Origin of the sequence: Bradyrhizobium cosmicum (assembly GCF_007290395.2) — a bacterium.
GTDB lineage: Bacteria > Pseudomonadota > Alphaproteobacteria > Rhizobiales > Xanthobacteraceae > Bradyrhizobium > Bradyrhizobium cosmicum.
In genome coordinates, this window is record NZ_CP041656.2 from 1,254,170 (window position 1) to 1,281,146 (window position 26,977).

Sequence of the window (26,977 nt, forward strand, 5' to 3'; positions counted from 1 at the left end):
CGGACGCGCCGGCTACTGTGCATGGGGTTGTTTTCGAGGTTTTCGTTTGGGCCGTACCGGCGGCCCTAGATATCCGCGTCGCCCTCGGGGCCGACCGATGCGATGCGCACCATATTGGTGGTGCCGGGGATGCCGAGCGGCACGCCGGCGACGATGATCACGCGCTGGCCCGCGCGGACGAAGCCGTCCCGGAACGCGATCTGGCCGGCGCGGCTCACCATGTCGTCCTGGTCGCGCGCATCGTCCGCCACCACGCAATGCACGCCCCACACGACGGCGAGCCGGCGGCCGGCGCTGATGTTGGGCGTGATCGCCACGATCGGCGGCTTCGGCCGCTCGCGCGCGACGCGCACCGCGGTCGAGCCCGAGCTGGTCCAGCAGATCAGCGCGGGCAGGTCGAGCGTCTCGGCGATCTGCCGCGCGGCGTCGGCGATGGCATCGCCCGCGGTCGTCTCCGGCGGGGGGCGCTGGGCGGTGAGCACGGAGCGATAGATCGGGTCGCGCTCGACCTCCTCGCCGATGCGATTCATGGTCGCGACCGCCTCGACCGGGAATTTGCCGGCCGCCGATTCCGCCGACAGCATGATGGCGTCGGCCCCTTCATAGACGGCGGTGGCGACGTCGGAGACTTCGGCGCGGGTCGGCACTGGCGACTGGATCATCGATTCCAGCATCTGGGTTGCGACCACCACCGGCTTGCCGGCGCGGCGCGCCATGCGCGTCATCTGCTTCTGCAGGCTCGGCACACGCTCGAGCGGCAGTTCGACGCCGAGGTCGCCGCGCGCCACCATCAGCGCGTCGGAGGCCTCGAGGATGTCGGCGAGACGGTCGATCGCCTGCGGCTTCTCGATCTTGGCCATGACGGCGGCGCGGCCGCGGATCATCTTCTTGGCCTCGAGCACGTCGTCGGCGCGCTGCACGAAGGACAGTGCGATCCAGTCGACGCCGGTGACCAGCGCCGCCTCGAGGTCGGCGCGGTCCTTCGGCGTCATCGCCGAGACCGGCAGGTCGGTGTCGGGCAGGCTGACGCCCTTGCGGTCGGACATCCGGCCGCCGACCACGACGCGCGTCACCGCGTGCTCCTTCGAGGTCTCCTCCGCGATCAGGCGCACCTTGCCGTCGTCGAGCAGCAGCGAATGGCCCGGCCGCAGCGCGGCCAGGATCTCCGGATGCGGGAGATTGACGCGCGTGGCATCGCCCGGCGTCTTGTCGGAATCGAGGGTGAAGGTCTGTCCGTTCTGGAGCTGCACCGCGCCCTCGGCGAAGGCGCCGAGCCTCAGCTTGGGGCCCTGCAGGTCGACCAGGATGCCGATCGGCCGGCCATAGCTACTCTCGACATTGCGGATCGTCGCCACCAGCTCCCGCATCTTGTCGTGCGGGGTGTGGCTCATGTTGATGCGGAACAGGTCGGCGCCGGCCTCGAACAGGCGGCGGATCATCGCAAGGTCCGAAGAGGCAGGTCCGAGCGTCGCGAGAATCTTGATACGGCGAAGACGCCTCATGGCTTATTTCCAGGCGGGGGTGGCAGGCCGGGCGAGCCCGGGGGCGTAGCACCGGGCGGACCGTTGGGCAAACCCGGAACGCCGCCACCCGGGCCCACCGGGCCGGGCAGGCCGGGCACGCGCTGCTGCCGTGACGGCTGCTCGTTGGCGTCGGTGAGCTGCACCGTCCAGGCCCGCTGCTCGCCGGTGTCGACCTCGAAATAGCCGGTCCGGTCGTATCCGCGCGCGAGGCAATCCTCGGTGCCGCGGATGGTGAATTCCTTGTCGCGCGAGCACATGAAGGCTTGGCCCGACCATTCGCCGCCGCGGTCATAGTCGATCGCGTAGATGTAATAGTAGCGGGCGACCAGCGTTCCCCGCAGCAGGGTCTCGCAGGAGCGGGACGAGATGTTCCACCAGCCCTCAGTGGTCCAGCCCTCGGCGTCCTTGTAGCCCAGCGCGATGCCGACCCGGCTCGAGGTGTTGTTGCAGAGCCGGAAATCGGCGGAGGCCGGGCTGGCCCAGAGGCACAGCAGGCCAACCACCAGCACCGGGACCAACCGGGCGAGCAGGCGAAGCGGGGAGCGGGGAGATTCGGCGATCATTGTCGCGAAAGCTATATCAGATCATTGACGATTTGGCGTAGGGCGAGGAACTGCCGCCCGGGCGGCTTTGCCCTCGTTTGCGCCGGGATATGGCAAAATCTGTGACAGGACCCCACCTGATCCCGTAAGGGTGACCGCCATCAGGGTCTGAGCCAGGCCACAGCCAGGGAATTCAGTTATGGCAATCGACGACAAAACCAGAACAGAGCTCGAGGCGGCCGCCTTCCGGCGTCTGGTCGATCATTTGAAGACGCGCACGGACGTCCAGAACATCGATCTGATGAATCTGGCGGGCTTCTGCCGCAACTGCCTGTCCAACTGGCTCAAGGACGCCGCTGACGCTCAAGGCGTCGCCTTGAGCAAGGACGAGAGCCGCGAGGCCGTCTACGGCATGCCCTACGAGACCTGGAAGTCGAAATACCAGGGCGCGGCCACGCCCGAGCAGATCGAGGCGATGAAGAAAGTCCATCCCCACGGGCACTGAACCGGCTTCGTCGAACGCGTGCCCTGAGTCGCATCACACAACAGCTTTCTTCGTTTCACCGTAGGAAGGTGTGGGCGCGCTGTGGACGAGCGCGATGCTTGCTTGAACGCAGGGAGCGCCAACCCTAAGGGTCTATCCAGCACGCGCGGTGAGGATGCCGGCGTCACCTCGTTTTGCCAGTTTCATTGGGAGTACCAAGATGGCCACCTCCGCCGCCGTCCGCGACGACGAGCCCGCGACGAAATTTGCCAAGGACCAGCTCAAATCCATCATCGAGCGCATCGAGCGTCTGGAGGAAGAGAAGAAGGCGATCTCCGACGACATTCGCGACGTCTACGCCGAGAGCAAGGGCAACGGCTACGACGTCAAGGCGCTGCGCACCATCGTGCGGATGCGCAAGCAGGACCCCAACGAGCGCGCCGAGGCCGAGACGATCCTCGAGACCTACATGCAAGCGCTTGGTATGATCTGAGGCCGGCTCTCGTCCTGGAGGGAGCCAGGACGAGCCAAAGTCTTCAAGGCGGGAGAGACGTCGTGACCGCGCCGCCACTGCCGCGCGAGGTAGGCCGCGCTTTCGACGTTCTTCCGGCGCCGATCGGCAAGCGGCTGCTGCAGGTGCGCGCGCTGATCTTTGCGACAGCCGCCGCGCACGACGATGTTGGCCGTCTCACCGAAACCCTGAAATGGGGCGAGCCTGCTTATCTGACCGGTGAGACCGGTAGCGGCAGCACAATCCGGCTTGGCCGGCTGAAGGATTCCGAGCGCGCTGCCATCCTGTTCAACTGCAGGACGACGCTGGTCGACACCTTTCGCGAGCGCTTTCCCGATCAATTCGAGTACCGGCAGACGAGGGCGTTGTTGTTGCCGGTGTCAGGCGCGCTGCCGAAACAGGAACTTACGGTCTGCCTGTCGCTGGCGCTGACATATCATCTGGATCGGCGGAGCAAGCGCTAACGCGCTCGAAGACCTCAGCGCAGCGACGCCGTCCGCATGACGAACGACGTCGTCTGGAGCTTCGCGGTGGCGGCGCCCGTGAAGCTGTCGCAGGACAGGCCTTGCATCGGATCGTCGGCAAAGCCCATCGCGACCACGACCTGCGGCTTGACGAAATAGCTGCGCAACGCGACGGTATCGAGCTCGCCCATCAGCGTCACCGACATCGCGCGGCTGGCGCTTGGCGACAGCATCACGATCTTGAGCCAGATGCTCTCACTCTTGGGCGCCGAGAGGCGGGTTGCGGTGGCGACTGCGCCATCGAAACTCTTGCCGACAACGGTGTTGATCTCGGTTGCGGGCGCGAGGCTGCGCGTCGCGGCGGCGGGACGGGCTGCGCGCGGGATCGGCGCGGAGGCGGCGACGACGTTGGCGCGGTCGACCGGAGAGGCGGAGGCCGGCGCATAGGCCAATGCCTGATAGGCCGCGCTGGAGACGCTGGCAGTCGCTTGCGGATCAGTGGCCTGAGCAAGGGCCTGGCGCGCCCTGAGCGCAGCCACTTGGGCGGGCGTCGCCTGCTGTGGCGCGGCCGGGGTATCCCAGAAGCCGCGCGCATTGATGATGTCGGCGGGAGTCTCGGGCTTGCCGGCGGGGGACTTGTCAGCCACGGGCGCGGGCTTCGGCTTGGGCGGCGCAATGATCTGCGCATCGGCCGAGGCAAGCTGGATCGTGGCGGCAATCGACGGCTTGGCGCGCGGTGTCGGCACCGGATCGGCCGGCCTGGTTGCGGCTGCGACCACGGTCGGCGAAGCAGGCTTGGCGGCCGCCGCCGGAGCGCCCTCGTCATCCTCGTCGCTGCTGCTGGCGGCCGGAGCCGGCTTGCCCTTGAACAAGGCGGCGAAGAAGCCCGGCTTGCTGCTGCCGGAATCGTCGCCATTGCCCCGGCGCTCGATCTCGGCCTTGGCGAGTTCATAGCCTTTCAGTGGCGTGCCATCGGTCGGCAGATGCACCGTCTTTCCGTCCGGGAAGACGCGGGCGAGCTGGTCATGCGTCATGCGCGGCCAGTGCCGGATGCTGCCGGTGTCCAGATGCACGAAGGGCGAGCCGGAGGTCGGATAGAAGCCGACGCCGCCGCGCTGCAGGCGCAGGCCGGCAAAACGAATCTGCTCCAGCGGCACGCCCGGAATGTGGAAGTCCATCGCGTGTCCCAGCATGTGCTGGCTGAAGCGCGCCACACCGGAGGAGCGGCGGCGGAGCATGGCGTTGGTGGCGGGGGAGCGATAGGAGGAGATGATCTGGATCGGCTGCTTGCCGTCGACGTCGCGATAGACTTCCCAGAGGATGTCGAACAGGCGACGGTCCATGACCGTCTCGTCCTGGGTGCGCCAGTCGCGCAGGAAATGATTGAGCTGCTTCAGCGCGGCTTCATCGTAACGACCGTCGCGCTTGAAGGTGACGGTGAGGTCTTCGCCGGAATGGGTGTGGTGGAAGGAGAGGGTCTTGGTCTCGTTCAGCGCGGCGGCGTCGTGAACCGAACCGGCAGCCGCAAACAGCACTGCGCAAGCGAGACCGATCCTGGATCCGGCCTTCACTCCCGCATGGGACAACGACAGCACAGCGAATTGGCGTGCGAGACCAGTCAGCACGTTAGAGCCCACCCAGTCGACCGAGCGTTCAAAATGGACTCTCCCGCCAACCCCGTTAGCGCGCGAAAGAGGGTGAACGCTTTCTTAAAGCGAGAAGGTTAATTTGAGGTTGACCTTCCCGCCCCCAAACCAAGTCAGAATACAAACCTAACCGGTTGAGTGTGGCAAAAAAACGCCCGCCGCCCGAAGTCAGGTGGAGAATGGTTAACGTTAAGCGACCCCATCCAAGGGACGGGATCGCTGATTTTATTGCAGAATTTCAGGAAATGAGGCGCTTGGTCCGAGCCGGGCTCAGCGGGTGAATACTCGCTGTTGCTGCGGACGGCGGCCGACCGGAGCCGGCGGCGGGGTCGGGGCCCCGAACAGCCGCTCGAAGAAATTGAGGCCGGACGAGCCACCATTGTTGTTGGCCACCGCCACACCGTTCGGCAGCGTCGTCGCCGGGCGCGAATAGCTCGGCTGCGAGTGGGCCACTATGTTCTCGAGGTCCTTGCCGCGGCTGTTCTTCAGGATGTTGATCATGGTCGCGTCGCGGCCATAGACGTCCTTGCGGAATTGCAGCTTGCCGCCATCATCCACGAACGCGGTCTGATAGGTGATGTTAACCGGGATCGGGGTTGGGAATTTCAGGTCGATCTCGCTCTTGCCGTACATGCTGCGGATGCGCTCCGGCGTGTACTTCTCGTTCGGCATTGCTATGCCGAGCAGAACCGAGGCGTACTGATCCGGGTTCTGCACCCGCATGCAGCCGTGGCTGAAGGCGCGCTCGTCCCGGGCAAACAGGTTCTTGTCCGGCGTGTCGTGCTGATAGACCAGGAACTTGTTCGGGAAGTTGAAGCGGATGCGGCCGAGCGCGTTGGCTTCACCGGGCGGCTGGGAGATGTGCACCGAGCCGTCGCGGTTCTGTTCGAGCTTGAGGCCCATGCGCTGGAGCACGGTCGGGTCCTGCTGAAGTGCCGGCAGATATTCGTTGTAGACGATCGACGGCGGCACGTTCCAGGTCGGGTTGACCGTGATGTACTTCATCGTCTCGGTGAGCAGCGGGGTCGCATGCGTACCCGGCTTGCCGGTGACGACGCGGGTGGTCCAGACCTGCTGGCCGCGCTGCATCACCTTCAGCGTGTAGTCGGGAATGTTGAGGATGACATAGGCGTCGCCCAGCGAGGGAACGCCGAGGTCGCGCGGCAGCCAGCGCCAGCGCTCCATGTTCACCAGCACCACGTCGATCTGCTTGTCGCGCTTCGGGGTGTTGATCGCCTTGACGGTCTTGTCGTCGAGGATGCCGGTCGCCTTCAGCTCGGCGCTGTTCTGGAACTTGCGCACGGCTTCGGCGACCGTCGCGTCATAGCGGGTGTCGCTGGCGTTCTCGGCGAGACCGAGCTTGGCGCGGAGCTGCGGCACGCGCGGATCTTCGACGACGATTTCAGCCTGCTTCTTGCCGGCTGGGGTGTATTTCAGCGCCGGACCATCAGCGATCTCGATCACCGGGCCATTGCCCTGGCCGCGGAGCTCCGCGAGCTTGGCTTTCAGCTCCTTGTAGAGCTTGTGCGGCGGGTTGTAGCTGTCGAGCGCAGCGGAGGCGTCGGTCGCGGTCGTGATCTTGGCGAGCACCTCGTTCGGATCGACCGGATGCTCGGGATAGAGGATGTCGCCGCTGACCTGGGACCAGTGCATGCGGCCGCTCTGGGCCTGGCGTGCATAGTCGAACATGCTGGCGGTGAGCTTCAGCTCGGCATCGGCGAGCGCATCGGGATTAGTGGCGGCGGCGAAATCCGGCACCGGATAGTCGGCCGGATTGAGGCCGTCGGACGCGGCATCCTTCAGTCGCGCAATCACGCCCTTGGCCGCAGCGGTCAGGCTGCCGGCTTGCGTCCAGACCGGTGCGAAGTCACGTGCGCCGTAGAACTTCTCCACGGCTGCGCGCTCGTTCTTGCGGTCGAAATGACGCGAGGTCTTGGCGCCGATGATGTCCTTGAGCTTGTCGGCGACCGGCTGGTCGGCGGCGGGCACGTTGCTCGCGGCCTTCACCGGCTCGGCGGCCGGAGCCGCAGCTGTGGCGGGTGCTGCCGGAGCGGCCGGCGTTGTGGTCGCAGTATCGGCCTTGGCGGGCTGCGCTTCAGGCGCGGGCGTGGTGGCGACATCGGCGGGCTTAGTCTCGACCTTGGCAGGTGCCGGTGCGGCTTCGGCCTTCACGGGTTCCTTGGTCGGCTCCTTCGTGGAGTCCTGCACCGTGGCGGTGCTGTCGAGCTTGATGTCTGCTGCGGTCGGGGGGGCGACGTTTGCCGGCTCAGGGCGCGGGATCGCGGCTTCGATCGCGAGTTCGGCGGCGCTGCTGCGCGGCTGATCCTGCGCCAGGGCCGAGCTGGCCGATACCGTGAGGAAGGTTGCCGCGACCGTCATCAAGACGCGGTCAAAGCCTGCACGGTGGTTCAAACAGTCACGCATTTTGTCACACCCCTCGGGTGAACTGTCCCTCGTGGAACAGCTTCGTTATCGCCTAGTGAGCTTCGGCTAAACCGCGCCGGCCTCTCGAAAGTTGCACGCCTGCACGCAACGATTCCTACGCAGACGATATACAGGCCCCGTTTATGCAGCCAGCGCTACCCGGGACAACTCACGACAAACTGACTTCAAGGAAGCTGGTTTGCAACGGATTGTGCGCCTCTGCCGCGCGCTTTTCACTGTGTCTGTCACTTCCAAGTCACGGTTCAAGCCGCCGTCGAATTCCGCCGTCATGCGAACGGCTTACGGCGGTCCCGCAGGGTCACGCGAACCTCCGTTCGCATGAGGTTCAGTGCGTCTCCTCGCCGCTTTTCCCGCCATGGCCGGGAACCCCGGCTTCGTCGAGTTTGCGATAGAGGGTGGACCGGCCGATTTTGAGGCGGCGGGCGACCTCGGACATCTGTCCGCGGTAGTGCGAGATCGCAAAGCGGATGATCTCGTTCTCCATGTCCTCCAGCGGGCGGATGTCGCCGGTTGGGGTCAGCATGGAGAGGGATCCCGCCGACGGCAGCGGCGCAATCGGTATTTCGCTACCCGATACCATTGAGGGCGACGCGATCGGCTCCAGCATCAGCGGTGCGGTCGGAATCTCCGTTTCAGGATGCGGCTGCGAGGAAAGCATGGGGAAGTCGCCGAGGCCAAGCTGGTCGCCTTCGCTCATGACCACCGCGCGGTAGACCGCGTTTTCGAGCTGACGGATGTTGCCGGGCCAGTCGAGCTGGGCGAGATGCGCGACCGCCTCGCCGCTGATGCCGGCGATGGGACGGTTCTCCTCGGCGGCAAAGCGCGCCAGGAAATGCCGCAGAAGGTGCGGGATGTCCTCGCGACGGGCGCGCAGCGACGGGATCGTCAGCGGCAGCACGTGGAGGCGATAGAACAGATCTTCGCGGAAATGTCCCTGCTTCACCCGCTCCAACAGCCGGCGGTTGGTTGCCGAGATAATGCGGACGTCGACCTTGACCGGCTTGCGTCCGCCGACCGCCTCGACCGCGCCCTCCTGGAGCGCGCGGAGCAGCTTGACCTGCGCGGTCAGCGGCAACTCGCTGACCTCGTCCAGGAACAGCGTGCCGCCGTGGGCCTCGACGAACTTGCCGGTGTGGCGTTCGGTGGCGCCGGTGAAGGCGCCCTTCTCGTGGCCGAACAGGATGGACTCCACGAGATTGTCGGGGATCGCGCCGCAATTGACCGCAACGAAGGGCTTTGCCTTGCGCTCGCCGCTGCCGTGGATGGCACGCGCGAACATTTCCTTGCCGACGCCGGAGTCGCCCTCGATCAGCACGGGGATCGAGGAGCCCGCCGCCTTCTGCGCGGTGCGCATCACCGGTCCCATCGCTTCGGCGCGGGTGATGATGTCGGAGAAGGTCAGCCGGCCCTCGCGGCTGTGACGGATGCGCTGCAATTCGCCCTTGAGCGCGGAGGCGTTGAGGGCGTTGCGAAGCGAGACCTGGAGCCGCTCCATGCCGACCGGCTTGACGACGAAATCGGCCGCGCCCGCGCGCATGGCGGAAATCACATTGTCGATGCCGCCATGGGCGGTCTGCACGATGACGGGGACGCTGAGGCCGGCCTCGCGGATTTTCGCCAGCACGCCCATGCCGTCGAGGCCGGGCATCACCAGATCGAGGATGACGCCGTCGACGGCCGGTGCATCGGGGGCGGTGAGGGCGGCGATCGCGGCGTCGCCGGAGTCCACGACGATCGTCTCATAGCCGCATTTCTGCACCATGTTCTCGACCAGCCGGCGGGCCACAGCGTCGTCGTCGGCGATCAAAATACTGGCAGCCATGGTGTTCCCCGCACGCTACTACTATCTGTCTCGAATCGGGGCACTCTGGCCGAAGCCGATTAACGCACTCTTAAACCTTGATGCCCTCGCCCGCCGTCGCGATTGTTGAACACAGGTTTCCCACACAATGAATTCGCGCTCCAAGACTGCTCTCAAAAAGTCCGCTCTCCGCAAGTCCGCCACCAAGACGTCCGCCGCCAAGAAATCCGCCGTCAAGCCAAAGCCCTCCAAATCTTCGCCCGCAAAGTCTGCGAGCAAGACCGGCAAGCTTCCGGAGTGGAATCTCGCCGATCTCTATTCCGGGATCGACGCGCCGGAAGTGGCGCGCGATCTCGAAAAGATGGATGCCGATTGCGTCGCCTTCGAGACCGACTACAAGGGCAAGCTCGCGACAGGCACAGCAAACGAAGATGGCGGAAAATGGCTCGCCGAGGCGGTGCGACGCTATGAGGCGATCGACGATCTCGCCGGCCGTCTCGGTTCCTATGCCGACCTCGTTCATGCCGGCGACAGCGTGGACCCCAAGATTTCAAAGTTTTACGGCGATGTGTCGGAGCGGCTGACGGCGGCGTCGACCCATCTTCTGTTTTTCGCGCTCGAGCTCAATCGCGTCGATGACGATATCTTGAACCGCGCGATGCAGGCCACCGAGCTGGCGTATTACCGTCCGTGGATCGAGGATCTGCGCAAGGAGAAGCCGTATCAGCTCGACGACAAGCTCGAGCAGCTCTTCCTCGAGAAGTCGCAAACCGGCTATTCCGCCTTCAACCGGCTGTTCGACCAGACCATCTCCGGCCTGCGCTTCAAGGTCGGGTCCAAGGAACTGGCGATCGAGCCGACGCTGAATTTCCTGGCGGACCGTGACGGCGCCAAGCGCAAGGCTGCGGCCGAGGCGCTGGCAAAGACCTTCAAGGCCAATGAGCGCACCTTCGCGCTGATCACCAACACGTTGGCCAAGGACAAGGACATCTCCGACCGCTGGCGCGGCTTCAAGGACGTCGCGGATTCCCGTCATCTGAACAACCGCGTCGAGCGCGAGGTGGTGGATGCGCTGGTCGCCTCCGTACGCGCGGCCTATCCGAAGCTGTCGCATCGCTACTACGCGCTGAAGGCGAAGTGGTTCGGCAAGAAGCGGCTGGCCTATTGGGACCGCAACGCACCGCTGCCCTTTGCGGCGACCGACACCATCGGCTGGCCCGACGCGCGGAACATGGTGCTGACCGCCTATCGCGGCTTCTCGCCCCAAATGGCCGATATCGCCGAGCGCTTCTTCACCGACCGCTGGATCGACGCGCCGGTGCGTCCCGGCAAGGCGCCGGGCGCGTTCTCGCATCCGACCACGCCGTCGGCGCATCCCTATGTGCTGATGAACTACCAGGGCAAGCCGCGCGACGTGATGACGCTCGCGCACGAGCTCGGCCACGGCGTGCACCAGGTGCTGGCGGCGAAGAACGGCGCGCTGATGGCACCGACGCCGCTGACGCTGGCGGAGACCGCGAGCGTGTTCGGGGAGATGCTGACCTTCAGGCGGCTGCTGGCGCAGACCAAGAGCGCCAGGCAGCGCCAGGCGCTGCTCGCCGGCAAGGTCGAGGACATGATCAACACCGTGGTGCGGCAGATCGCGTTCTATTCCTTCGAGCGCGCGGTCCACACCGAGCGCAAGAACGGCGAACTGACCGCGACGCGGCTCGGCGAGATCTGGCTCTCGGTGCAGGGCGAGAGCCTGGGGCCGGCGATCGAGATCAAGGCGGGCTACGAGAACTACTGGATGTACATCCCGCACTTCATCCATTCGCCGTTCTACGTCTACGCCTATGCCTTCGGCGATTGTCTCGTGAACTCGCTCTACGCGGTCTACGAGAACGCCGCGGAAGGCTTTGCCGAGCGCTACCTCGACATGCTCGCGGCCGGCGGCACCAAGCATTATTCCGAGCTGCTGCGGCCGTTCGGGCTCGATGCCAAGGATCCCAAATTCTGGGATGGCGGCCTGAGCGTCATTGCCGGGATGATCGACGAGCTGGAGGCGATGGGCTGAGCCGGCCGCGAGTTCCTTTCGGGCTGCTGTGGCGATTTTAGTTTCGCGACTATGCGGCGCTGCAGGTCTTTTGCAGTGCCGCTGCGAGTTCCATTCACATACCGAGGCGGTTCTTGCGGCGTAGGCTGAGATTTTGCCACGTGAGATTGAACGTTCGCGCAGCCCCCCAGACTAACTCAAGAGATATTGAGAAGATAATTTTCAACTTTTGATTGTCGATTGATCGATTTCCCCCTGGGGAGGCACCCATGCTCGATCAGGGATCCGCCGCGCCGGTTCCGGCGTCAAAGAACGCTGCCGCGGTCGACGAGGAAACGCCTTGGTGCGAAAAGCACCATCAGATCGTTCGCGATGAAATCGCGGCGATCAACACGCGGCGGGAGCCGGACCGACGCATCGATGCCGACAGCCTCGAAGCCTGCCAGTTGCTCGACGTCACCGGGCTTGCATTGTCGGGGGGCGGCATTCGCTCGTCGGCCGTTTGCCTGGGCGTGCTGCAGGCGTTGAACCATCACGATCTGATCAAGCGGATCGATTATCTCTCCACGGTGTCGGGCGGCGGCTATATCGGCACCTCTCTCTGCGCCACCATGACAAAGGCGCAGCGATTTGTATTCGGTGAAAGGCCGGTCGGCGGGACCGCCACGGCCGCCGAGATCAGCGATACGCCTTCGGTCGGACATCTCCGCAACTATTCCAACTATCTGATTCCGGCCGGCGCCCGCGATCTCCTGACCGGCGTTGCGATCGTCGTGCGCGGACTGGTTGCCAATATCGGACTGACGCTGCCCATCGTGCTGCTGCTTGCCGCCGTTACGATCTGGTCCACGCCGCTGCGGAGTTGCCTGACGGTTGCGAACATCTTCGGCGTCAGCCTCGACAACAATAAATTATGCGAGCTGCATGATTTCAGCGTCATCGACCGTTATGGTTTCAGCACATTCGGCCTGGCGATCGCCTTCGTGATGCTGCTTTGCAGCGGGCTCGCCTATTTCACCTCGCGCTCCATTCGTGGAAACGGCCCAAGCGTCGTCTTCGCCTACGTTGCCGGGATCACACTGTTGCTGGGCGTTGCGTGCGACTTCGCGCGCTTTCTCAAGGTTCAGCATTTCGCGCTGACTCTTTCGATCGCAATCATCGGCGTCGTCCTGTTTTTCGGATGGGCTCTCAAGCAGTCGTTCGCAAGTCCCGGCAAGCGACAGGAGTTCCGTTCACACTGGCCGAGCATGGGCGCGACCTTCCTCGTGTTGCTGGCCGTCATCGCCTTCTTCGAGTTTCAGCCCTTCATGCTGGGGCAAATGTTCGACGTCGCCGAGAGCAGCGCGGTCGGCGGACCGGCCGCCGCAGTCGCGATCACCTGGATCAAGTCGCTCGCGGCGGTGGCCGCGCCGATCGGTGTCTTCGTCACCGCATTCAGGCAGCAATTCGTGGAATTGTTGAAGGGCAACAGCGCCTCCTCGCAATGGGGTTCACTGCTGCTTGCGGTCGTCGCCAGGGTCGCCCTATGGATCGCGGGCCTTGCGCTTCCACTGATCATCTGGGTCGCATACCTCTACCTGTCGTATTGGGGCATCTCCAACGACCTGTTCGAGCGGTGTCCGTCGGCTCTGGGGGCCGTTTCGCAAAGGGAGTGCCTGGCCAACGCCAAATCGAACGCGCCGTCAGGCAGCCTCGCAGGCAAGATCCAGTTCGATGCCAGCAAGGGTATCTTGTCGGCCGAAATCACGCCGAAGGCAATGCCGCCGGTCGTGGCGGATAGCGAGCGGTTGACGCCCACCTGGCATGCTCCCGGCTGGCTTCTGTTCCTCGCGCAGAAAGCAGGGCATGTGGTTCAGGTGCAGTTTCCCGGCCTGTTCCGGGGGACAGCTTCAGAACTCTCCTATTCGTTCAGTCTTCCGATGGTGATCCTGTACACGTTTGCCGGGGTCGTTCTGTTCGCCGTCTCGTTTTGCCTGACGCCGAATGCGAACTCCTTGCATCGGCTCTATCGCGATCGGCTGAGCAAGGCTTTCCTGTTCGATCCGACGCGTTCGGCGGACGGCGGTATCGCGCGCGCCGAAGCCAGCCTCGATCAAGGGCGTGATTTCGGAACGCTCGATCGCATGAAGCTGACCGATCTCTACGCGGCTCCGGTCGAGGCGGACCGCATTCCGGGGCAATCAATAGCGCCCAGGCTGCACGCGCCCTATCAGCTCATCAATACGGCGCTCAATATTCAAGGCTCGGACTTTGCCAACCGGCGCGGTCGCAACGCGGATTTCTTCGTGTTCTCCGCCCTGAACGTCGGCAGCGAGGCGACGGGTTATGCGCCCACCGGATTGGTGCAGGACGATGAGCAAAGCCTGGACCTCGCAACCGCGATGGCGATTTCCGGAGCCGCGGCCTCTGCGAACATGGGCTCGAGCTCGATCAGGGCGCTGACGCCGACGCTCGCGCTTCTCAACGTTCGGCTCGGCTATTGGTTGAAGAATCCACGTTACGTCGATGATCGCGTGCGGCCGCAGCGCCGCTCCACGCCGCTTTACTTCTGGTCCGAGATCTCGGGGCGCCTGTACGAGAACAGCGACAGCGTCTACCTCACGGATGGCGGTCATATCGAAAATCTCGGCGTCTACGAGCTGCTCCGCCGCCGCTGCAAGGTGATCATCGCGGTCGATGCGGAAGCCGATGCGCCGATGAACTTCGGTTCCCTGATGCGGCTGCAACGATACGCCCGCATCGATCTCGGCGTCCGGATCGACCTGCCGTGGACGCCGATTCGCGAGTGCACGCGCGCGCTGATGGCGCGCAATGCCAACAAGGCGGGTGATCCCGGCGCGGCCGATGAGCATGACGGGGCCGCCCGAGATCGCGTTCACGTCGCCATCGGCACCATCGACTATGGCGGGGATGACCAAGGCTATCTCGTCTACGTCAAATCGTCGCTGAATGGCGACGAGAACGACTACATCCGGGACTATGCACGGCGAAACGACCGCTTCCCGCACGAGACCACAGGTGACCAGTTCTTTTCCGAAGAGCAGTTCGAGGTCTACCGCGCGCTGGGCTTCCACATGGCGCACGGTTTCCTGTCTGGGGAGACTCCGGTGGTGGTCGGGCGCGGCGTCAGTCCGCGAACGGCCCGGTTTACCGAGCCGGGCGAAACCGTGATCGACGAGGTCCGCCGCTCGCTGGGATGGCCGGTCGTCGAGCGGCCTGCAGTCATGGCGGCCACGATCGCCGCGCTGGATCTGGGGTAGGGCGGCCGTAAAACATTTATTGAACGGCCTTAGGGGCCCCCGCCGGCGAAGTCAGCGAGCAGAGCCTGACGCGCTGGATCCGCGACAATCGGGATTCCAAATGAGCCGATTTGCGGGAAAACCGCGCCTGCCTGCCGTTGCCCTGCCTGAAGCTTTGCGGTATTGCCACCTTGGAATTCGACTTTCTACTGGGGACAATCAATGGCTGACCATAGCGAAGTGGCCTACACCACCGCAGACGGCAACGACTACGTTGCCCACGAGCAGACCTACGAGGGCTTCATCAAGCTGGTGAAGTACGGCACCGCCTCTGTCGCTCTCATCGTGATCCTGATGGCGATCTTCCTGACCTGATCCATCCTCTGCTGCACCGCCATCGTCGTCGGTGCTCATAAAATTTGCATTCAAGCCGGTCTCAAAACCGGTATCCAACGTTGCGGGAGTAACGCTAAGTTCGCGTGCGCGCTTTGTCCCGCGTCGCCGGAGGGCCTATGAAGATCGCCGTTGCCAAGGAAATCGATCCATCGGAGCCGCGCGTTGCCGCTTCGCCTGATACGGTGAAGAAGTTCAAGGCGCTGGGCGCCGAGATCGCCGTCGAGCCGGGTGCCGGTCTCAAATCGGGTCTGCCGGATTCCGAGTTCACCGCAGCGGGCGCCACCGTCAGCGCCGATGCGTTGAAGGACGCCGACATCGTCATCAAGGTGAAGCGCCCCGAGGCCTCCGAGCTCGCGCATTACAAGCGCGGCGCGCTCGTCATCGCCATCATGGATCCCTACGGCAACGAGGCCGCGCTGAAGACGATCGCCGATGCCGGCGTCTCCGCCTTCGCGATGGAGCTGATGCCGCGTATCACCCGTGCGCAGGTGATGGACGTGCTGTCGTCGCAGGCGAACCTCGCCGGCTACCGCGCCGTGATCGAGGGTGCCGAGGCGTTCGGCCGCGCCTTCCCGATGATGATGACGGCGGCAGGCACCGTGCCCGCCGCCAAGGTCTTCGTGATGGGCGTCGGCGTCGCCGGCCTCCAGGCGATCGCGACCGCGCGCCGTCTCGGCGCCGTCGTCACCGCGACCGACGTCCGGCCCGCGACCAAGGAGCAGGTGGAATCGCTCGGTGCAAAGTTCCTCGCCGTCGAGGACGAGGAATTCAAGAACGCGCAGACCGCCGGCGGTTACGCCAAGGAAATGTCTAGGGAATACCAGGCCAAGCAGGCCGCGCTCACTGCCGAGCACATCAAGAAGCAGGACATCGTCATCACCACTGCGCTCATTCCTGGCCGGCCGGCGCCGAGGCTCGTCTCGGCCGAGATGGTCAAGTCGATGAAGCCGGGGTCGGTGCTGGTCGATCTCGCCGTCGAGCGCGGCGGCAATGTCGAGGGCGCAAGGCCGGGCGAGGTCGCCGAGGTCGATGGCATCAAGATCGTCGGCTACACCAACGTCGCCGGCCGGGTGGCGGCCTCCGCATCCAGCCTCTACGCACGCAACCTGTTCAATTTCATCGAGACCATGGTCGACAAGGGCAGCAAGGCTCTCGCCGTGAACTGGGACGACGAACTCGTGAAGGCGACTGCGCTGACCAGGGACGGCGCCGTCATCCACCCGAACTTCCAGCACAAATCAACTTAATCGGGTTTAAGGAGAGCCGCCATGGAGCATGCTGCACAGCTCGTCGACCCCTTCGTTTTCAGGCTGTCGATCTTCGTCCTCGCCGTCTTCGTCGGCTATTTCGTGGTGTGGTCGGTGACCCCTGCGCTGCACACGCCGCTGATGAGCGTGACCAATGCGATCTCCTCGGTGATCGTGGTCGGTGCGCTGCTCGCGGTCGGCGTCGGCATGGTTTCGAGCGGCTCCGGCTGGGCACGCGGCTTCGGCTTCGTCGCGCTCATCTTCGCCTGCGTGAACATCTTCGGCGGCTTCCTTGTCACCCAGCGCATGCTGGCGATGTACAAGAAGAAGTCGAAATGAGCGGCCACCTCGGGCTGAAGGGATCAATGGGGACCTGAGATGAACGCCAATCTCTCTGCATTCTTGTATCTCGTGGCGGGGGTGCTGTTCATCCTGTCGCTGCGCGGGCTGTCGAGCCCGGCGTCGTCGCGCCAGGGCAATTTGTTCGGCATGGTCGGCATGGGGATCGCGGTCGCCACCACGCTCGCGAGCCATCCGCCGGCGGACGGCCTAGCCTGGATTCTCGTCATTCTCGGTATCGCCATCGGTGGCGGCGTCGGCGCGGTGATCGCCCGCCGCGTGCCGATGACCTCGATGCCCGAACTGGTCGCCGCCTTCCACTCGCTGGTCGGCATGGCCGCGGTGCTGGTCGCCGCCGGGGCGTTCTACGCGCCCGAAGCCTTCGACATCGGCACCCCCGGCAACATCCATCCGCAGAGCCTGGTCGAGATGTCGCTCGGCGTCGCCATCGGCGCGCTGACCTTCACCGGCTCGGTGATCGCGTTCCTGAAATTGTCCGCGCGCATGAGCGGCTCGCCGATCATCCTGCCGTTCCGCCACATCATCAATATTGTGCTCGCCGTTCTGCTCGTCGTCTTCATCGTCGGGCTGGTGATGTCGGGCAGCGCGCTCGACTTCTGGCTGATCGTCATCATCGCACTGGCGCTCGGCGTGCTCATGATCATCCCGATCGGCGGCGCCGACATGCCGGTCGTGATCTCGATGCTGAACTCCTACTCCGGCTGGGCCGCGGCCGGCATCGGCTTCACGCTCGGCAACTCCGCGCTGATCATCACCGGCGCGCTGGTGGGCTCGTCGGGCGCGATCCTGTCCTACATCATGTGCCACGCGATGAACCGGTCCTTCATCTCGGTCATCCTCGGCGGCTTCGGCGGCGAGACCGCCGCGGCCGGCGGTGGCGGCGGTGAGCAGAAGCCGGCCAAGCTCGGCTCGGCCGACGATGCCGCCTTCATCATGAAGAACGCGCAGAAGGTCATCATCGTGCCCGGCTACGGCATGGCGGTGGCGCAGGCCCAGCACGCGCTGCGCGAAATGGCGGACATGCTGAAAAAGGAAGGCGTCGAGGTGAAGTACGCCATTCACCCGGTCGCGGGCCGCATGCCCGGCCACATGAACGTGCTGCTCGCCGAAGCCAACGTGCCTTACGACGAGGTGTTCGAGCTCGAGGACATCAACTCGGAGTTCGCGCAGGCCGATATCGCCTTCGTGATCGGCGCCAACGACGTCACCAATCCGGCGGCCGAAGAGGACAAGACCTCACCGATCTACGGTATGCCGGTGCTTCAGGTCTGGAAGGCCGGCACGGTGATGTTCATCAAGCGCTCGCTGGCCTCCGGCTATGCCGGCATCGACAATCCGCTGTTCTACCGCGACAACACCATGATGCTGCTCGGCGACGCCAAGAAGGTCACCGAGAATATCGTCAAGGCGATGTAACGCCGGAGAGCCGGCGATAGCGATGACATTCCTGAAATAGACCGCCATCGTCGTTGCCGCCAGTTATCTCGCCGGTCTCGTCCTGCTGTTCGTGAAGCAGCGCGCCATGCTGTTTCCGATCCCGACCGCCGAGCGCATCGCGCCTTCCGCCGCGGGCTTTCCGCAGGCCGAGGAGCACGTCCTGACCACGTCGGACGGCGAGAAGATCATCGTCTGGCACGTGCCGCCAGAGCCCGGCCGTCCCGTGGTGCTGTTCTTCCACGGCAATGGTGATTTTCTCGCGGGCCTTGCGGGCCGCTTCAAGGCGATCACGGCCGACGGCACGGGTCTCGTCGCGCTGTCCTATCGCGGCTATGCGGGGTCCAGCGGCGCGCCGAGCGAAGACGGCCTATTGCGCGACGGCGAGGCCGCCTATTCATTCGCGACGGCACGCTACGATGCCCGGCGCATCGTCGCCTGGGGGTTCTCGCTCGGGACCGGCGTTGCGATCGCGATCGCATCCGGGCATCCGGTCGGAAAGCTGATTCTCGAGGCGCCCTATACGTCGATCGCCGACGTCGCCGCCTCGCATTTCCGTCTTGTTCCGGTGCGCCTTCTGATGCGCGACCCGTTTCACTCGGACGAGCGCATCGGACGCGTCACGGCGCCGCTTCTGATCGTCCATGGCGCGCAGGACCAGACGATCCCCATCGCATTCGGCGAGAAACTGTTTGAACTGGCCCACGAGCCGAAGCAGTTCGTTCGCATTCTCGGCGGTGGGCATGACGATCTCGGCAATTTTGGTGTCGCCGACCTCGCGAGAAACTTTATCAATGGGTCCTGAGGGCTGACGGGCGCGATCTTCTCGCGCATACTCAATCCCCCATTTGAAGGAATCGCCCGCATGAGCGCACCCGGACCGATGCCGCGGTCGTCCTGGATCTTCCCCGCTTTGGCGGTGCTGCTGTTCCTGGTCGTGACCGCGACCGGCTATGGCTTTACCCTGACAGCCGGCGGAGCCATGTTTGCGATCGCCCTGCTGGTGATCCTATTCGGGACCGTGTTCGCGGCCGTTCATCATTCCGAGGTGATTGCCGAGCGCATCGGCGAGCCCTACGGCACATTGGTGCTGACGCTGGCGGTGACCATCATCGAGGTGGCGCTGATCACCACGATCATGCTGGGCGAAAAGCCGGCGCCGGAACTGGCACGCGATACGGTGTTCGCCGTCATCATGATCGTCTGCAACGGGCTGGTCGGGCTTTGCGTCTTCATCGGCGGCCTGCGTTACGGCGAGCAGGGCTTTCAGGTCTCCGGCGCCAACGTCTATCTCAGCGTTCTCTTCGCGCTGGCGACGATTGCCCTGATCATGCCGAACTACACGACTACGACGCCGGGCCCGGTGTATTCGGCAATGCAGCTCGGCTTCGTCGATGTCGTCACGCTCGCGCTTTACGGGGTGTTCCTCTATACCCAGACAGTTGCGCACAAGGACTACTTCGTCCATGAGCGAGGGGAGGGCGAGGACGCGGAGGCCCATCTTTCGGGCAGGATGCTGACGCTCAGCATCGTGCTGTTGCTGGTGTCGCTTCTGGCGGTGGTGCTTCTGGCCAAGAAATTCTCGCTGGTGGTCGACGCGGTCGGTGCCAAGATCGGCGCGCCGCCCGCCTTTGCCGGCCTGCTGGTCGCACTCCTGATCCTGCTGCCCGAAGGCGTCGCGGCGATTTCCGCGGCCCGCAGGAACAATCTCCAGAAGAGTATCAATCTCGCCCTTGGTTCCTCGCTGGCGACCATTGGCCTGACCATCCCCGCCGTCGGCGTTGCGACCTACGTGCTCGACAAGGAGCTCAAACTCGGTCTCAGCCCCCAAAGCAGCATCCTTTTGCTCCTGACCTTCTTGCTGAGCATGATGACATTCGGCACAGGCAGGACCAATGTCCTGTTCGGACTGGTCCATATGGTGGTATTTGCCGTCTACGTGTTCATGGTTTTCGTGCCGTAGGAGAAGGTTCGATGTTAGCTGCCAAGTCCGAGGTCCAGGTCGATAACGAAGAGGTCCGGGTGACCGAATGGCGGCTCGCCCCGGGCAGCGCGACCGGGCATCACACCCACGGGATGGACTATGTGATCGTACCCGTCGTCGCCGGTGAAATGACCATCGTGGCGCCGGGGGGCGAGAGGTCCAAGGCGCAGCTTTCGGCCGGAAAATCATATTTCCGCAAGGCCGGCGTCCAACACGACGTACTTAACGAAACCTCAACCGAGATCGTGTTCCTTGAGATCGAGCTTAAGCCGTAGGGCAAGCGTTACCTTTGCCATCGATCCGTCGCAGTTGATCCCTTACAATGCCCCAAAGTTCCCGCATCTGATCGCGCGGGGAGTGGCCGAGAAATGCTGAAATACCTCGCTAAAATCTCGATGGATATTTTACCCTCGGTGCTCGCGACGATCATCGGGGCGTACATCGTTAATCACTACATCAACGCCAAGCCGGCGGCGGAAGCCCCTGCGGTCGTGGTGGCGCCTGCCCAGAGCGGCACCGACGGCAAGCCCACGGACACCGCCAGCCTTCCCGCGCACGGCGTCAAGGCCAAGGGCGTTTCCGAGAAGAGCGTGACGGACAAGGCTGCGGCCGAGAAGCCTGCGGACATCAAGGCTGCGGACACAAAGGCTGCGGACGTTGCTCCCCCCGAAACCGCCTCGCACGGCCGCCCTGCGGCACGTGAGAAGGCAGCCGCCAAATCGACCCCGGCAACCACTCCGGTGGTCGAAGCCAATTCGGCGCCGGCCGCCGCATCCCCGGCTGCGACCCCCGACGCCAACGATCTCGCCCGCGCCGCCATCGAGCGTCTGCGCAAATCGCCTGAAGCCAAGGCAGCAGACGCCAAGGCCGCTGAGGCCAAATCCACCGAGACCAAGTCGTTCGAGAACAAGTCTTTCGAGACCAAGCCGGCCGAGAGGACCCAGGAGCCTGCCGTGCGAGACGCCGCGCGCACGCCTGAGGCCCCGAGGGTCGTCACGGTGGAACCGTCCGCAGTGCGCCCGCTGCCGCCGCCGATCACGGTGTCGACTCCCGCGCCTGAGGCCTATGGCAATGGTGGTCCGTCCTACACCGCCTCGGTCGGCAACGACGATCCGAACCGGATCACGCCGCCGGCCGATATCCCGGTCCCGGTGATCGCGCCGCCGCTCGATCTGCGTGCCGATGCCGGCGCCACCATGCCGCGGCCGAAGAAGACGAACGTTGCGGACGAGATGCTGTCGGGCATGAAGTCGATGTTCCACTCGGTGCTGCCGAAGAGCTCCACCCCCGATTAAAAGCGGTATCCGCCGCGCTGTCAGCCGCCGACGCGGGCGAGGCCGCTGCGGGCGGCATCGTCACGTGGGCGCAGAGCGACCGCTTTGTTGTAGGACGCCGACGCCTTGGCCTTGTCGCCCAGCCGCTCATAGGCCTGTCCCCGTGTGGTCCAGACCTGGGCATTGTGCGGATCGGCCTCGGAGGCCTCATCGAGATCGGCCGCCGCTTCCTTGACCTTGCCGATCGCGAGATAGCTGGTGGCGCGGCCGAGCAGCGGCTCGACCTTCTGCGGATTGAGGCCGTTTGCGGCGCTGAAATCGGCGATGGCGAAGTTGTGCTCGTTGCTGCCCTGATAGATCAGGGCGCGGCCATAGAGCGCCTGTGCGTTATAGGGATCGAGCGCGATGGCGAGGTTGAACTCGTCCAGCGCGCCGGCCGTCTCCCCCGCCTTCGCCAGGGTCTGGCCTTTTGCGGTGTGAGCCTGGGCCTCGGTGACATTGCCGGCACTGACGGCACTCTCCGGGGCGGCAGCCGCCTTGGGCGCCTCCTGCGGCTTTTCCTTCTCCGGCATCAGTGATCCCAGGTCGAAGGAGCAGCCGCACAGCGCGATCCCCATCAGGGTCAGCGTGAGCGGCTGGCGCCAGATCCGGCGGTGCCGCGCCAGGCCGCGCTTGGGGAAAGGGGAGACCATCTACGGTTCGCTCGCGCGTTGGTGCCGCATCTGTAGTGCCCCGTCCCAGAAAGGCACTGCTACAAAATAATAACGCGGGCCCGGGGCCCGCGTCATTGAAAACTAAAATCCTGGAAAACTCCGCCTGGCAATTCCGGCAGGATCAGCGCGGTCCGCGCGGACCGGCGCCAGCACCTGCACCGGGGCCACCGCGACCGCCACGATCACCGCCGGGGCCGGCGCCGAACACCGGCTTCGGCTTCATCGGCAATAGGCCTTCGCGCTGCAGCTTCTTGCGGGCCAGCTTGCGCGCGCGGCGCACGGCTTCGGCCTTTTCGCGGGCCTTCTTCTCGGACGGCTTCTCATAGTGACCGCGGAGCTTCATCTCGCGGAAAATACCCTCGCGCTGCATCTTCTTCTTCAGCGCCTTGAGGGCTTGGTCGACATTGTTATCGCGAACGAGAACCTGCACGCGGCATCCTCTTCAGTGGATCGGTTTTGAATTCTGGTAAGACGAAGGGGATGGCAAAAAGCGCAAGCCCTTAACCTTGAGGGCGCGGATGTATCAGACAAAACCCTTGATGTCCACCTGCCAGGCGAGATTTCGGGCCAAGTTCAGCCACTAAATGGGGTGAAAATCCATCCGTACAGCGCCGATTTGGGTGGTTCGGCGCCGAGAACGGGCTATTACCGTGCGCCGCAAGCCGGAAAATCAGGGGAGACGTCACATGGATATGAAGAAATATGCTGCCGAGGCCATCGGCACATTCTGGCTCACATTCGCAGGCTGCGGCAGCGCGGTGATCGCAGCCGGCTTTCCGCAGGTCGGGATCGGCCTGGTCGGCGTGTCCCTGGCGTTCGGCTTGAGCGTCGTCACCATGGCCTATGCGATCGGCCATATCTCGGGTTGCCATCTCAATCCGGCTGTCACCGTCGGGCTCGCGGCCGGCGGCCGCTTCCCGCCAGGGCAGATCCTGCCTTACGTCATCGCGCAGGTCTGTGGCGCCATCGTCGCCGCCGAGCTGCTCTATGTGATCGCAAGCGGAGCCCCCGGATTCGACGTCACCAAGGGGTTTGCGTCGAACGGCTACGACATGCATTCGCCCGGCCAGTACAGCATGGTCGTCTGCTTCGTCACCGAGGTGGTGATGACCATGATGTTCCTGTTCATCATCATGGGCTCCACCCACGGCCGCGCGCCCGCGGGCTTTGCCCCACTGGCGATCGGGCTCGCGCTGGTGATGATCCATCTCGTCAGCATTCCCGTCACCAACACGTCGGTGAACCCGGCGCGGAGCACGGGTCCCGCTCTGTTCGTCGGCGGCTGGGCGCTATCGCAGCTCTGGCTGTTCTGGATCGCACCGCTGATCGGCGGGGCGCTGGGCGGGGTGATCTATCGCTGGCTCAGCGAAGAGCCCGCGGGCGTCGTCGCAGGCGTGAAGACGGCTTAGTCGCAGGCGGGGTCGCGGCATGCGCCGCGGCTCCGCTACTTGCCCTTCGTCGGCCTGACTTCGGTAACGTGGCCCATCTTGCGACCGGGGCGCGGAGCGCCCTTGCCGTAGATGTGGACGGTCGCGCCCGGGACCGTCAGCCACTTCTCGTAATCGTTGATCTCGTCGCCGATCAGGTTGGTCATGGTGACGATGTCGCCGTGACGCACGGCCTTGCCGAGCGGCCAGCCGGCGATGGCGCGGATATGCTGCTCGAATTGCGAGACCGAGGCGCCGTCGAGCGTCCAGTGTCCGGAATTGTGCACGCGCGGAGCGATCTCGTTGACCAGCACCTTCGGTCCGGTGCCATTCGCCAGCACGAACATCTCGACGGCGAGCACGCCGACATAGTCGAGCGCGTTCGCGATCTTGCCGGCGATGCTGCGCGCTTCGTCCGCGAGGGTATCCGGAATCTGCGCGGGCGCGCGCGAGATTTTCAGAATGTGGTCGCGGTGCTCGTTCTCGGTGACGTCGAAACACTCGACCTGGCCCGAGGCCGAGCGTGCGGCGATCACCGAGATCTCGCGCTCGTACGGGACGAAGGCTTCGAGGATTGCCGATTTGGTGGCGAGGCTGGTCCAGACCTTGGCTATGTCGTCGCCCTCGCGGATGATGGCCTGGCCCTTGCCGTCATAGCCGAAGCGGCGGGTTTTCAGCACGGCGGGGAGGCCGATCTTGACGATCGCCTCGCGCAACGAGGAGACGGACGTAACGTCGGCATAGGCGGCGGTGCCGATGCCGAGCCGCGTCACGAAATCCTTTTCGGCGAGCCGGTCCTGGGTGGTCTCGAGGATCTTGCGGTTGGGCAGCACCGGGCGGCGCGCATCCAGCACCATCGCGGCGGCGGACGGCACGTTCTCGAATTCGTAGGTGATGACGTCGACGTCGTTGGCGAACAATTCCAGTGCCTCGACGTCGGCATATTCGGCGCAGGTCGCGTTCAGGACGACGTCGAAGGCAGGGGAGTCCGGATCGGGCGAGAACACCTGGCAGCGCAGGCCGAGCCGAGCCGCGGCCATCGCCAGCATCCGCCCCAATTGTCCGCCGCCGAGGATTCCGATGGTGTCGCCGGGCTTCAGCTTCACCTGCTTGCTGTCTGTCACGCCTTGTCCTCCGGGCGCTCGGCGACCGCCTCGGTCTGCGCCTTTCGCCAGGCGGCAAGACGGTCGGACAGCGCCGGGTCGGACAGCGCCAGCACGGCTGCGGCAAGCAGCGCCGCGTTGATCGCGCCGGCCTTGCCGATGGCGAGGGTGCCGACCGGGATGCCTGCGGGCATCTGCACGATCGAATAGAGCGAATCGATGCCCTTGAGCGTCCTGGATTCGACGGGCACGCCAAACACCGGCAGTTCCGTCAGTGCCGCCGCCATGCCGGGCAAATGGGCAGCGCCGCCGGCGCCGGCGATGATGACCTTGAAACCTGCCGCCTTGGCGCCCTTGGCAAAGGCGAACAGCCGGTCGGGGGTGCGGTGTGCCGAAACGATGCGGGTCTCGGCGGCAATGCCCAGTGCTGCAAGCGTGTCGGCAGCGTGCCGCATCGTCTCCCAGTCCGACTGGCTTCCCATAATGATGGCGATCGGCGCGGTCATGACGTCAATTGTGCCCGGAAAACAGAAAGATAGGCCAGATTAAAGGTTCCGGCCGGTGGCTCGCAAGGCGGTGGCAAGGAGAAGGGAATGCACTATCCTGTCTTGGTGAATCCCCGCAAGCCTTCATTGAGCAGGATGCCCATGAAGAAACCTACAAGGGCGAGCGCTGTGAAGGCCAAAAAGGGCCGGAAGACCCGCGCCAGCCGATCCAAAGCCGTTCCCAAGCGGTTGGCCAAACCTCCGGCGAAGCGTCCGGCCAAGCAGGCCCAGCGCGGTGCGTCGGCGGCCGCCGACACCAAGGCGACCATCCGCGGCCTGCGGAGCAAGCTCAAGGAGGCGCAGCGGCGGGTCACGGAACTGGAAGCCGCGGCCGACACCGATTTCCTGCTGGAGATTCCGAACCGGCGCGGTTTCGAGCGCGAGCTGACGCGCGCCATTGCCTACATGAAGCGCTATCGCGCCAGCGGCGCTCTGATCGTGCTCGATGTCGATCGGCTGAAGCCGATCAACGATTCCTTCGGTCATGCCGCCGGCGACGAGGTGCTCAAGGCCATCGCGGCGACGCTGACGCAGCAGGTCAGGGCCTCGGATGTGGTCGGCCGGCTTGGCGGCGACGAGTTCGCGCTGCTGCTGTGGAATCTCAGCGAGACCGACGCCAAGGCGAAGGCCGCGATCTTCGAACAGGCGATCGACGATTTGTCGTTCACCTTTCGCGGCCAGCACGTGACCGCGGGCGCGTCCGCCGGTGTTGCGCTGCTGGGCGCGCACTCCGATGCGGGCCGCGCTCTGGAGGAGGCGGATGCCGCCATGTATGTGCGCAAGGCGCACCGGCGGCACGAGCCGCGGATCAGGCTGGTCAGTAGCTGACTTTACAGTGTCGCGAGGTCTTCCGGCACGTTGCCGAACTTGCGCAGCAGCGTGGCGTCGCCGAATTCGCCGGTCATGGGATCGCCGCTGCGACTGAAAGCGACCGCGCCGATGTGGCCCGGACCGCGCGACAAAATCTCGGCACGCCGCAACGCGGCCGTCGGGCTCTGGCATTCCTCGGCTGCGCCCGCAACAGGCGATCCGTCGGCATCGATCAGGAAAGGCATTGCAACGTAGTAAGTCACATCTGACATCGCGTTGCTCCGGGCATCAAAACTTAAGCGGCGCTGCTCCGCATCTTGCTGCGCGAGCTCTCCGGAATGCAGCCGGCTGAAATCGCCGCCCGCAATTCCTCGAGCTCGGCTTCCAGATATTCGTTGGCCATGATCAGCGCCTTGATGGTGCTGCGCAGATTGCCGTCGCACATCGCGATCGCCTGATCGCAGGCCTGTTCATAATGGCTGTTGTCGAGAAGGGCGGTTGCCGGCATCTGCGTTGTCCTTGTGAGTTTTCCTTGGGCGCTTCCTGGGCGGCGTTGATCTGCCCAAATGTTCCTATTTTGTTCTTTTGGAGTCAAGTGGATTCCGGATGCGGCGAGCTGCCGCGCAAATCGCCTGTGGATCAGGCGATGATGTCCGGCGTGATCTGGTCTTCGATGAACTGGATACGGTCGCGCAACAACAGCTTGCGCTTCTTCAACCGCTGTAACCGCAATAGGTCGGGGGCAGGCGATTGATGCAGTGCATCGATCGCCGCATCGAGATCTCGGTGTTCCTGCTGCAACCGGGTGAGCTCGGCTTCGAGCTCACGCTCGTCTTCATTGGTCATGTCTGCGGTGGCCGAAAACCGATGGCGTGAGATTAAGGCTGTGGATGCCCTGTGGAAATTATCGTCCTTGCGCGCCGTGATCGCAAGCGATCTCGGGCCGTCGCTCACCGATCTCTCGCAAGATAGTTCAACGATTCGTTGCGGCGCT

The 26,977-nt window shown here is 64.5% G+C and carries 27 protein-coding genes; 15 read left to right on the top strand and 12 right to left on the bottom strand.

The genetic code is table 11. From position 1 onward, the window contains the following. Positions 1-65: 65 nt before the first annotated feature. Both pyk and FNV92_RS05795 read right to left on the bottom strand, forming a co-directional pair. Positions 66-1,502 carry a pyruvate kinase gene (pyk, locus tag FNV92_RS05790; protein ID WP_143841751.1) on the bottom strand — a complete coding sequence of 479 codons (1,437 nt, stop codon included), beginning with the start codon at positions 1,500-1,502 and terminating at the stop codon, positions 66-68. After that, positions 1,499-2,086: a DUF1036 domain-containing protein gene (locus FNV92_RS05795; protein ID WP_014439811.1), complete on the bottom strand. Its 588-nt coding sequence runs from the start codon at positions 2,084-2,086 to the stop codon at positions 1,499-1,501. The genes pyk and FNV92_RS05795 overlap by 4 nt, the downstream gene beginning before the upstream one ends. Positions 2,087-2,264: 178 nt before the next feature. Here FNV92_RS05795 and FNV92_RS05800 point away from each other — a divergent pair, with 178 nt between their 5' ends. The 3 genes from FNV92_RS05800 (at position 2,265) to FNV92_RS05810 (ending at position 3,524) form a co-directional block, all read left to right on the top strand. Further along, complete coding sequence (locus FNV92_RS05800) at positions 2,265-2,570, top strand: DUF1244 domain-containing protein (protein ID WP_143841750.1); 306 nt, start codon at positions 2,265-2,267, stop codon at positions 2,568-2,570. A gap of 199 nt (positions 2,571-2,769) precedes the next feature. Next, on the top strand, positions 2,770-3,042 hold the full coding sequence (locus FNV92_RS05805) for a DUF2312 domain-containing protein (RefSeq protein WP_008136868.1): 273 nt from the start codon (positions 2,770-2,772) through the stop codon (positions 3,040-3,042). 62 nt (positions 3,043-3,104) lie between these two features. Then, on the top strand, positions 3,105-3,524 hold the full coding sequence (locus FNV92_RS05810; protein WP_014439813.1) for a hypothetical protein: 420 nt from the start codon (positions 3,105-3,107) through the stop codon (positions 3,522-3,524). Positions 3,525-3,538: 14 nt separating this feature from the next. Here FNV92_RS05810 and FNV92_RS05815 read toward each other — a convergent pair whose 3' ends face one another. The 3 genes from FNV92_RS05815 to FNV92_RS05825 form a co-directional block, all read right to left on the bottom strand. After that, complete coding sequence (locus FNV92_RS05815) at positions 3,539-5,161, bottom strand: peptidoglycan L,D-endopeptidase MepK (protein ID WP_143841749.1); 1,623 nt, start codon at positions 5,159-5,161, stop codon at positions 3,539-3,541. A gap of 279 nt (positions 5,162-5,440) precedes the next feature. Then, positions 5,441-7,594, bottom strand: a complete 2,154-nt coding sequence (locus FNV92_RS05820; RefSeq protein ID WP_143841748.1) for a L,D-transpeptidase family protein — start codon at positions 7,592-7,594, stop codon at positions 5,441-5,443. Between the two features lie 346 nt (positions 7,595-7,940). Then, positions 7,941-9,437, bottom strand: a complete 1,497-nt coding sequence (locus FNV92_RS05825) for a sigma-54-dependent transcriptional regulator (RefSeq protein WP_143841747.1) — start codon at positions 9,435-9,437, stop codon at positions 7,941-7,943. A 127-nt stretch (positions 9,438-9,564) separates the two neighbouring features. Between FNV92_RS05825 and FNV92_RS05830 the strand changes: the two genes are divergently transcribed. The 10 genes from FNV92_RS05830 to FNV92_RS05875 all read left to right on the top strand — a co-directional run bounded on the left by FNV92_RS05830 (position 9,565) and on the right by FNV92_RS05875 (position 21,406). Then, entirely contained in the window at positions 9,565-11,472 is a 1,908-nt protein-coding gene (locus FNV92_RS05830) for a M3 family oligoendopeptidase (protein ID WP_143841746.1), read from the top strand. 248 nt (positions 11,473-11,720) lie between these two features. After that, positions 11,721-14,711 carry a patatin-like phospholipase family protein gene (locus tag FNV92_RS05835; RefSeq protein ID WP_143841745.1) on the top strand — a complete coding sequence of 997 codons (2,991 nt, stop codon included), beginning with the start codon at positions 11,721-11,723 and terminating at the stop codon, positions 14,709-14,711. 201 nt (positions 14,712-14,912) lie between these two features. Continuing rightward, positions 14,913-15,065: an aa3-type cytochrome c oxidase subunit IV gene (locus tag FNV92_RS05840; RefSeq protein ID WP_008136857.1), complete on the top strand. Its 153-nt coding sequence runs from the start codon at positions 14,913-14,915 to the stop codon at positions 15,063-15,065. Positions 15,066-15,202: 137 nt separating this feature from the next. Then, on the top strand, positions 15,203-16,333 hold the full coding sequence (locus tag FNV92_RS05845; RefSeq protein ID WP_143841744.1) for a Re/Si-specific NAD(P)(+) transhydrogenase subunit alpha: 1,131 nt from the start codon (positions 15,203-15,205) through the stop codon (positions 16,331-16,333). A gap of 21 nt (positions 16,334-16,354) precedes the next feature. Further along, the gene (locus FNV92_RS05850) at positions 16,355-16,672 is read left to right on the top strand and encodes a proton-translocating transhydrogenase family protein (RefSeq protein WP_143841743.1); all 318 of its coding nucleotides are present in this window, start codon (positions 16,355-16,357) and stop codon (positions 16,670-16,672) included. 39 nt (positions 16,673-16,711) lie between these two features. After that, entirely contained in the window at positions 16,712-18,109 is a 1,398-nt protein-coding gene (locus tag FNV92_RS05855) for an NAD(P)(+) transhydrogenase (Re/Si-specific) subunit beta (RefSeq protein ID WP_143841742.1), read from the top strand. 106 nt (positions 18,110-18,215) lie between these two features. Then, on the top strand, positions 18,216-18,932 hold the full coding sequence (locus tag FNV92_RS05860) for an alpha/beta hydrolase (RefSeq protein ID WP_416377745.1): 717 nt from the start codon (positions 18,216-18,218) through the stop codon (positions 18,930-18,932). Positions 18,933-18,992: 60 nt separating this feature from the next. Then, entirely contained in the window at positions 18,993-20,090 is a 1,098-nt protein-coding gene (locus tag FNV92_RS05865; RefSeq protein WP_143841741.1) for a calcium:cation antiporter, read from the top strand. Positions 20,091-20,101: 11 nt separating this feature from the next. Then, positions 20,102-20,386, top strand: a complete 285-nt coding sequence (locus tag FNV92_RS05870; protein WP_143841740.1) for a cupin domain-containing protein — start codon at positions 20,102-20,104, stop codon at positions 20,384-20,386. 93 nt (positions 20,387-20,479) lie between these two features. Beyond that, positions 20,480-21,406 (top strand): hypothetical protein, encoded by a 927-nt coding sequence (locus FNV92_RS05875; protein WP_143841739.1) that lies wholly within the window; start codon positions 20,480-20,482, stop codon positions 21,404-21,406. Between the two features lie 20 nt (positions 21,407-21,426). On the opposite strand, the gene FNV92_RS05880 is transcribed toward FNV92_RS05875, so the two are convergent. After that, on the bottom strand, positions 21,427-22,077 hold the full coding sequence (locus FNV92_RS05880; protein ID WP_143841738.1) for a tetratricopeptide repeat protein: 651 nt from the start codon (positions 22,075-22,077) through the stop codon (positions 21,427-21,429). A gap of 142 nt (positions 22,078-22,219) precedes the next feature. Beyond that, a complete protein-coding gene (rpsU, locus tag FNV92_RS05885; protein WP_014439827.1) occupies positions 22,220-22,528 on the bottom strand; it encodes a 30S ribosomal protein S21 in 309 nt (102 codons plus the stop codon). Between the two features lie 256 nt (positions 22,529-22,784). On the opposite strand from rpsU, the gene aqpZ reads away from it, so the two are divergent. After that, positions 22,785-23,507 (top strand): aquaporin Z, encoded by a 723-nt coding sequence (aqpZ, locus tag FNV92_RS05890; protein WP_014439828.1) that lies wholly within the window; start codon positions 22,785-22,787, stop codon positions 23,505-23,507. A gap of 35 nt (positions 23,508-23,542) precedes the next feature. Here the strand turns inward: aqpZ and FNV92_RS05895 are convergent, their stop codons facing one another. Together FNV92_RS05895 and purE are read right to left on the bottom strand one after the other, a co-directional pair. Continuing rightward, a complete protein-coding gene (locus FNV92_RS05895; RefSeq protein WP_143841737.1) occupies positions 23,543-24,649 on the bottom strand; it encodes a 5-(carboxyamino)imidazole ribonucleotide synthase in 1,107 nt (368 codons plus the stop codon). After that, entirely contained in the window at positions 24,646-25,134 is a 489-nt protein-coding gene (purE, locus tag FNV92_RS05900) for a 5-(carboxyamino)imidazole ribonucleotide mutase (RefSeq protein ID WP_014439830.1), read from the bottom strand. Before purE ends, FNV92_RS05895 begins: the two co-directional genes overlap by 4 nt. A 141-nt stretch (positions 25,135-25,275) precedes the next feature. Here purE and FNV92_RS05905 point away from each other — a divergent pair, with 141 nt between their 5' ends. Next, entirely contained in the window at positions 25,276-26,001 is a 726-nt protein-coding gene (locus tag FNV92_RS05905; RefSeq protein ID WP_186355499.1) for a GGDEF domain-containing protein, read from the top strand. Between the two features lie 2 nt (positions 26,002-26,003). Here the strand turns inward: FNV92_RS05905 and FNV92_RS05910 are convergent, their stop codons facing one another. The 3 genes from FNV92_RS05910 to FNV92_RS05920 form a co-directional block, all read right to left on the bottom strand. Next, a complete protein-coding gene (locus tag FNV92_RS05910) occupies positions 26,004-26,255 on the bottom strand; it encodes a hypothetical protein (protein ID WP_143841735.1) in 252 nt (83 codons plus the stop codon). A 23-nt stretch (positions 26,256-26,278) separates the two neighbouring features. Next, the gene (locus FNV92_RS05915; RefSeq protein ID WP_014439833.1) at positions 26,279-26,491 is read right to left on the bottom strand and encodes a hypothetical protein; all 213 of its coding nucleotides are present in this window, start codon (positions 26,489-26,491) and stop codon (positions 26,279-26,281) included. A gap of 131 nt (positions 26,492-26,622) precedes the next feature. Next, complete coding sequence (locus FNV92_RS05920; RefSeq protein WP_014439834.1) at positions 26,623-26,829, bottom strand: YdcH family protein; 207 nt, start codon at positions 26,827-26,829, stop codon at positions 26,623-26,625. Positions 26,830-26,977 lie beyond the last annotated feature (148 nt).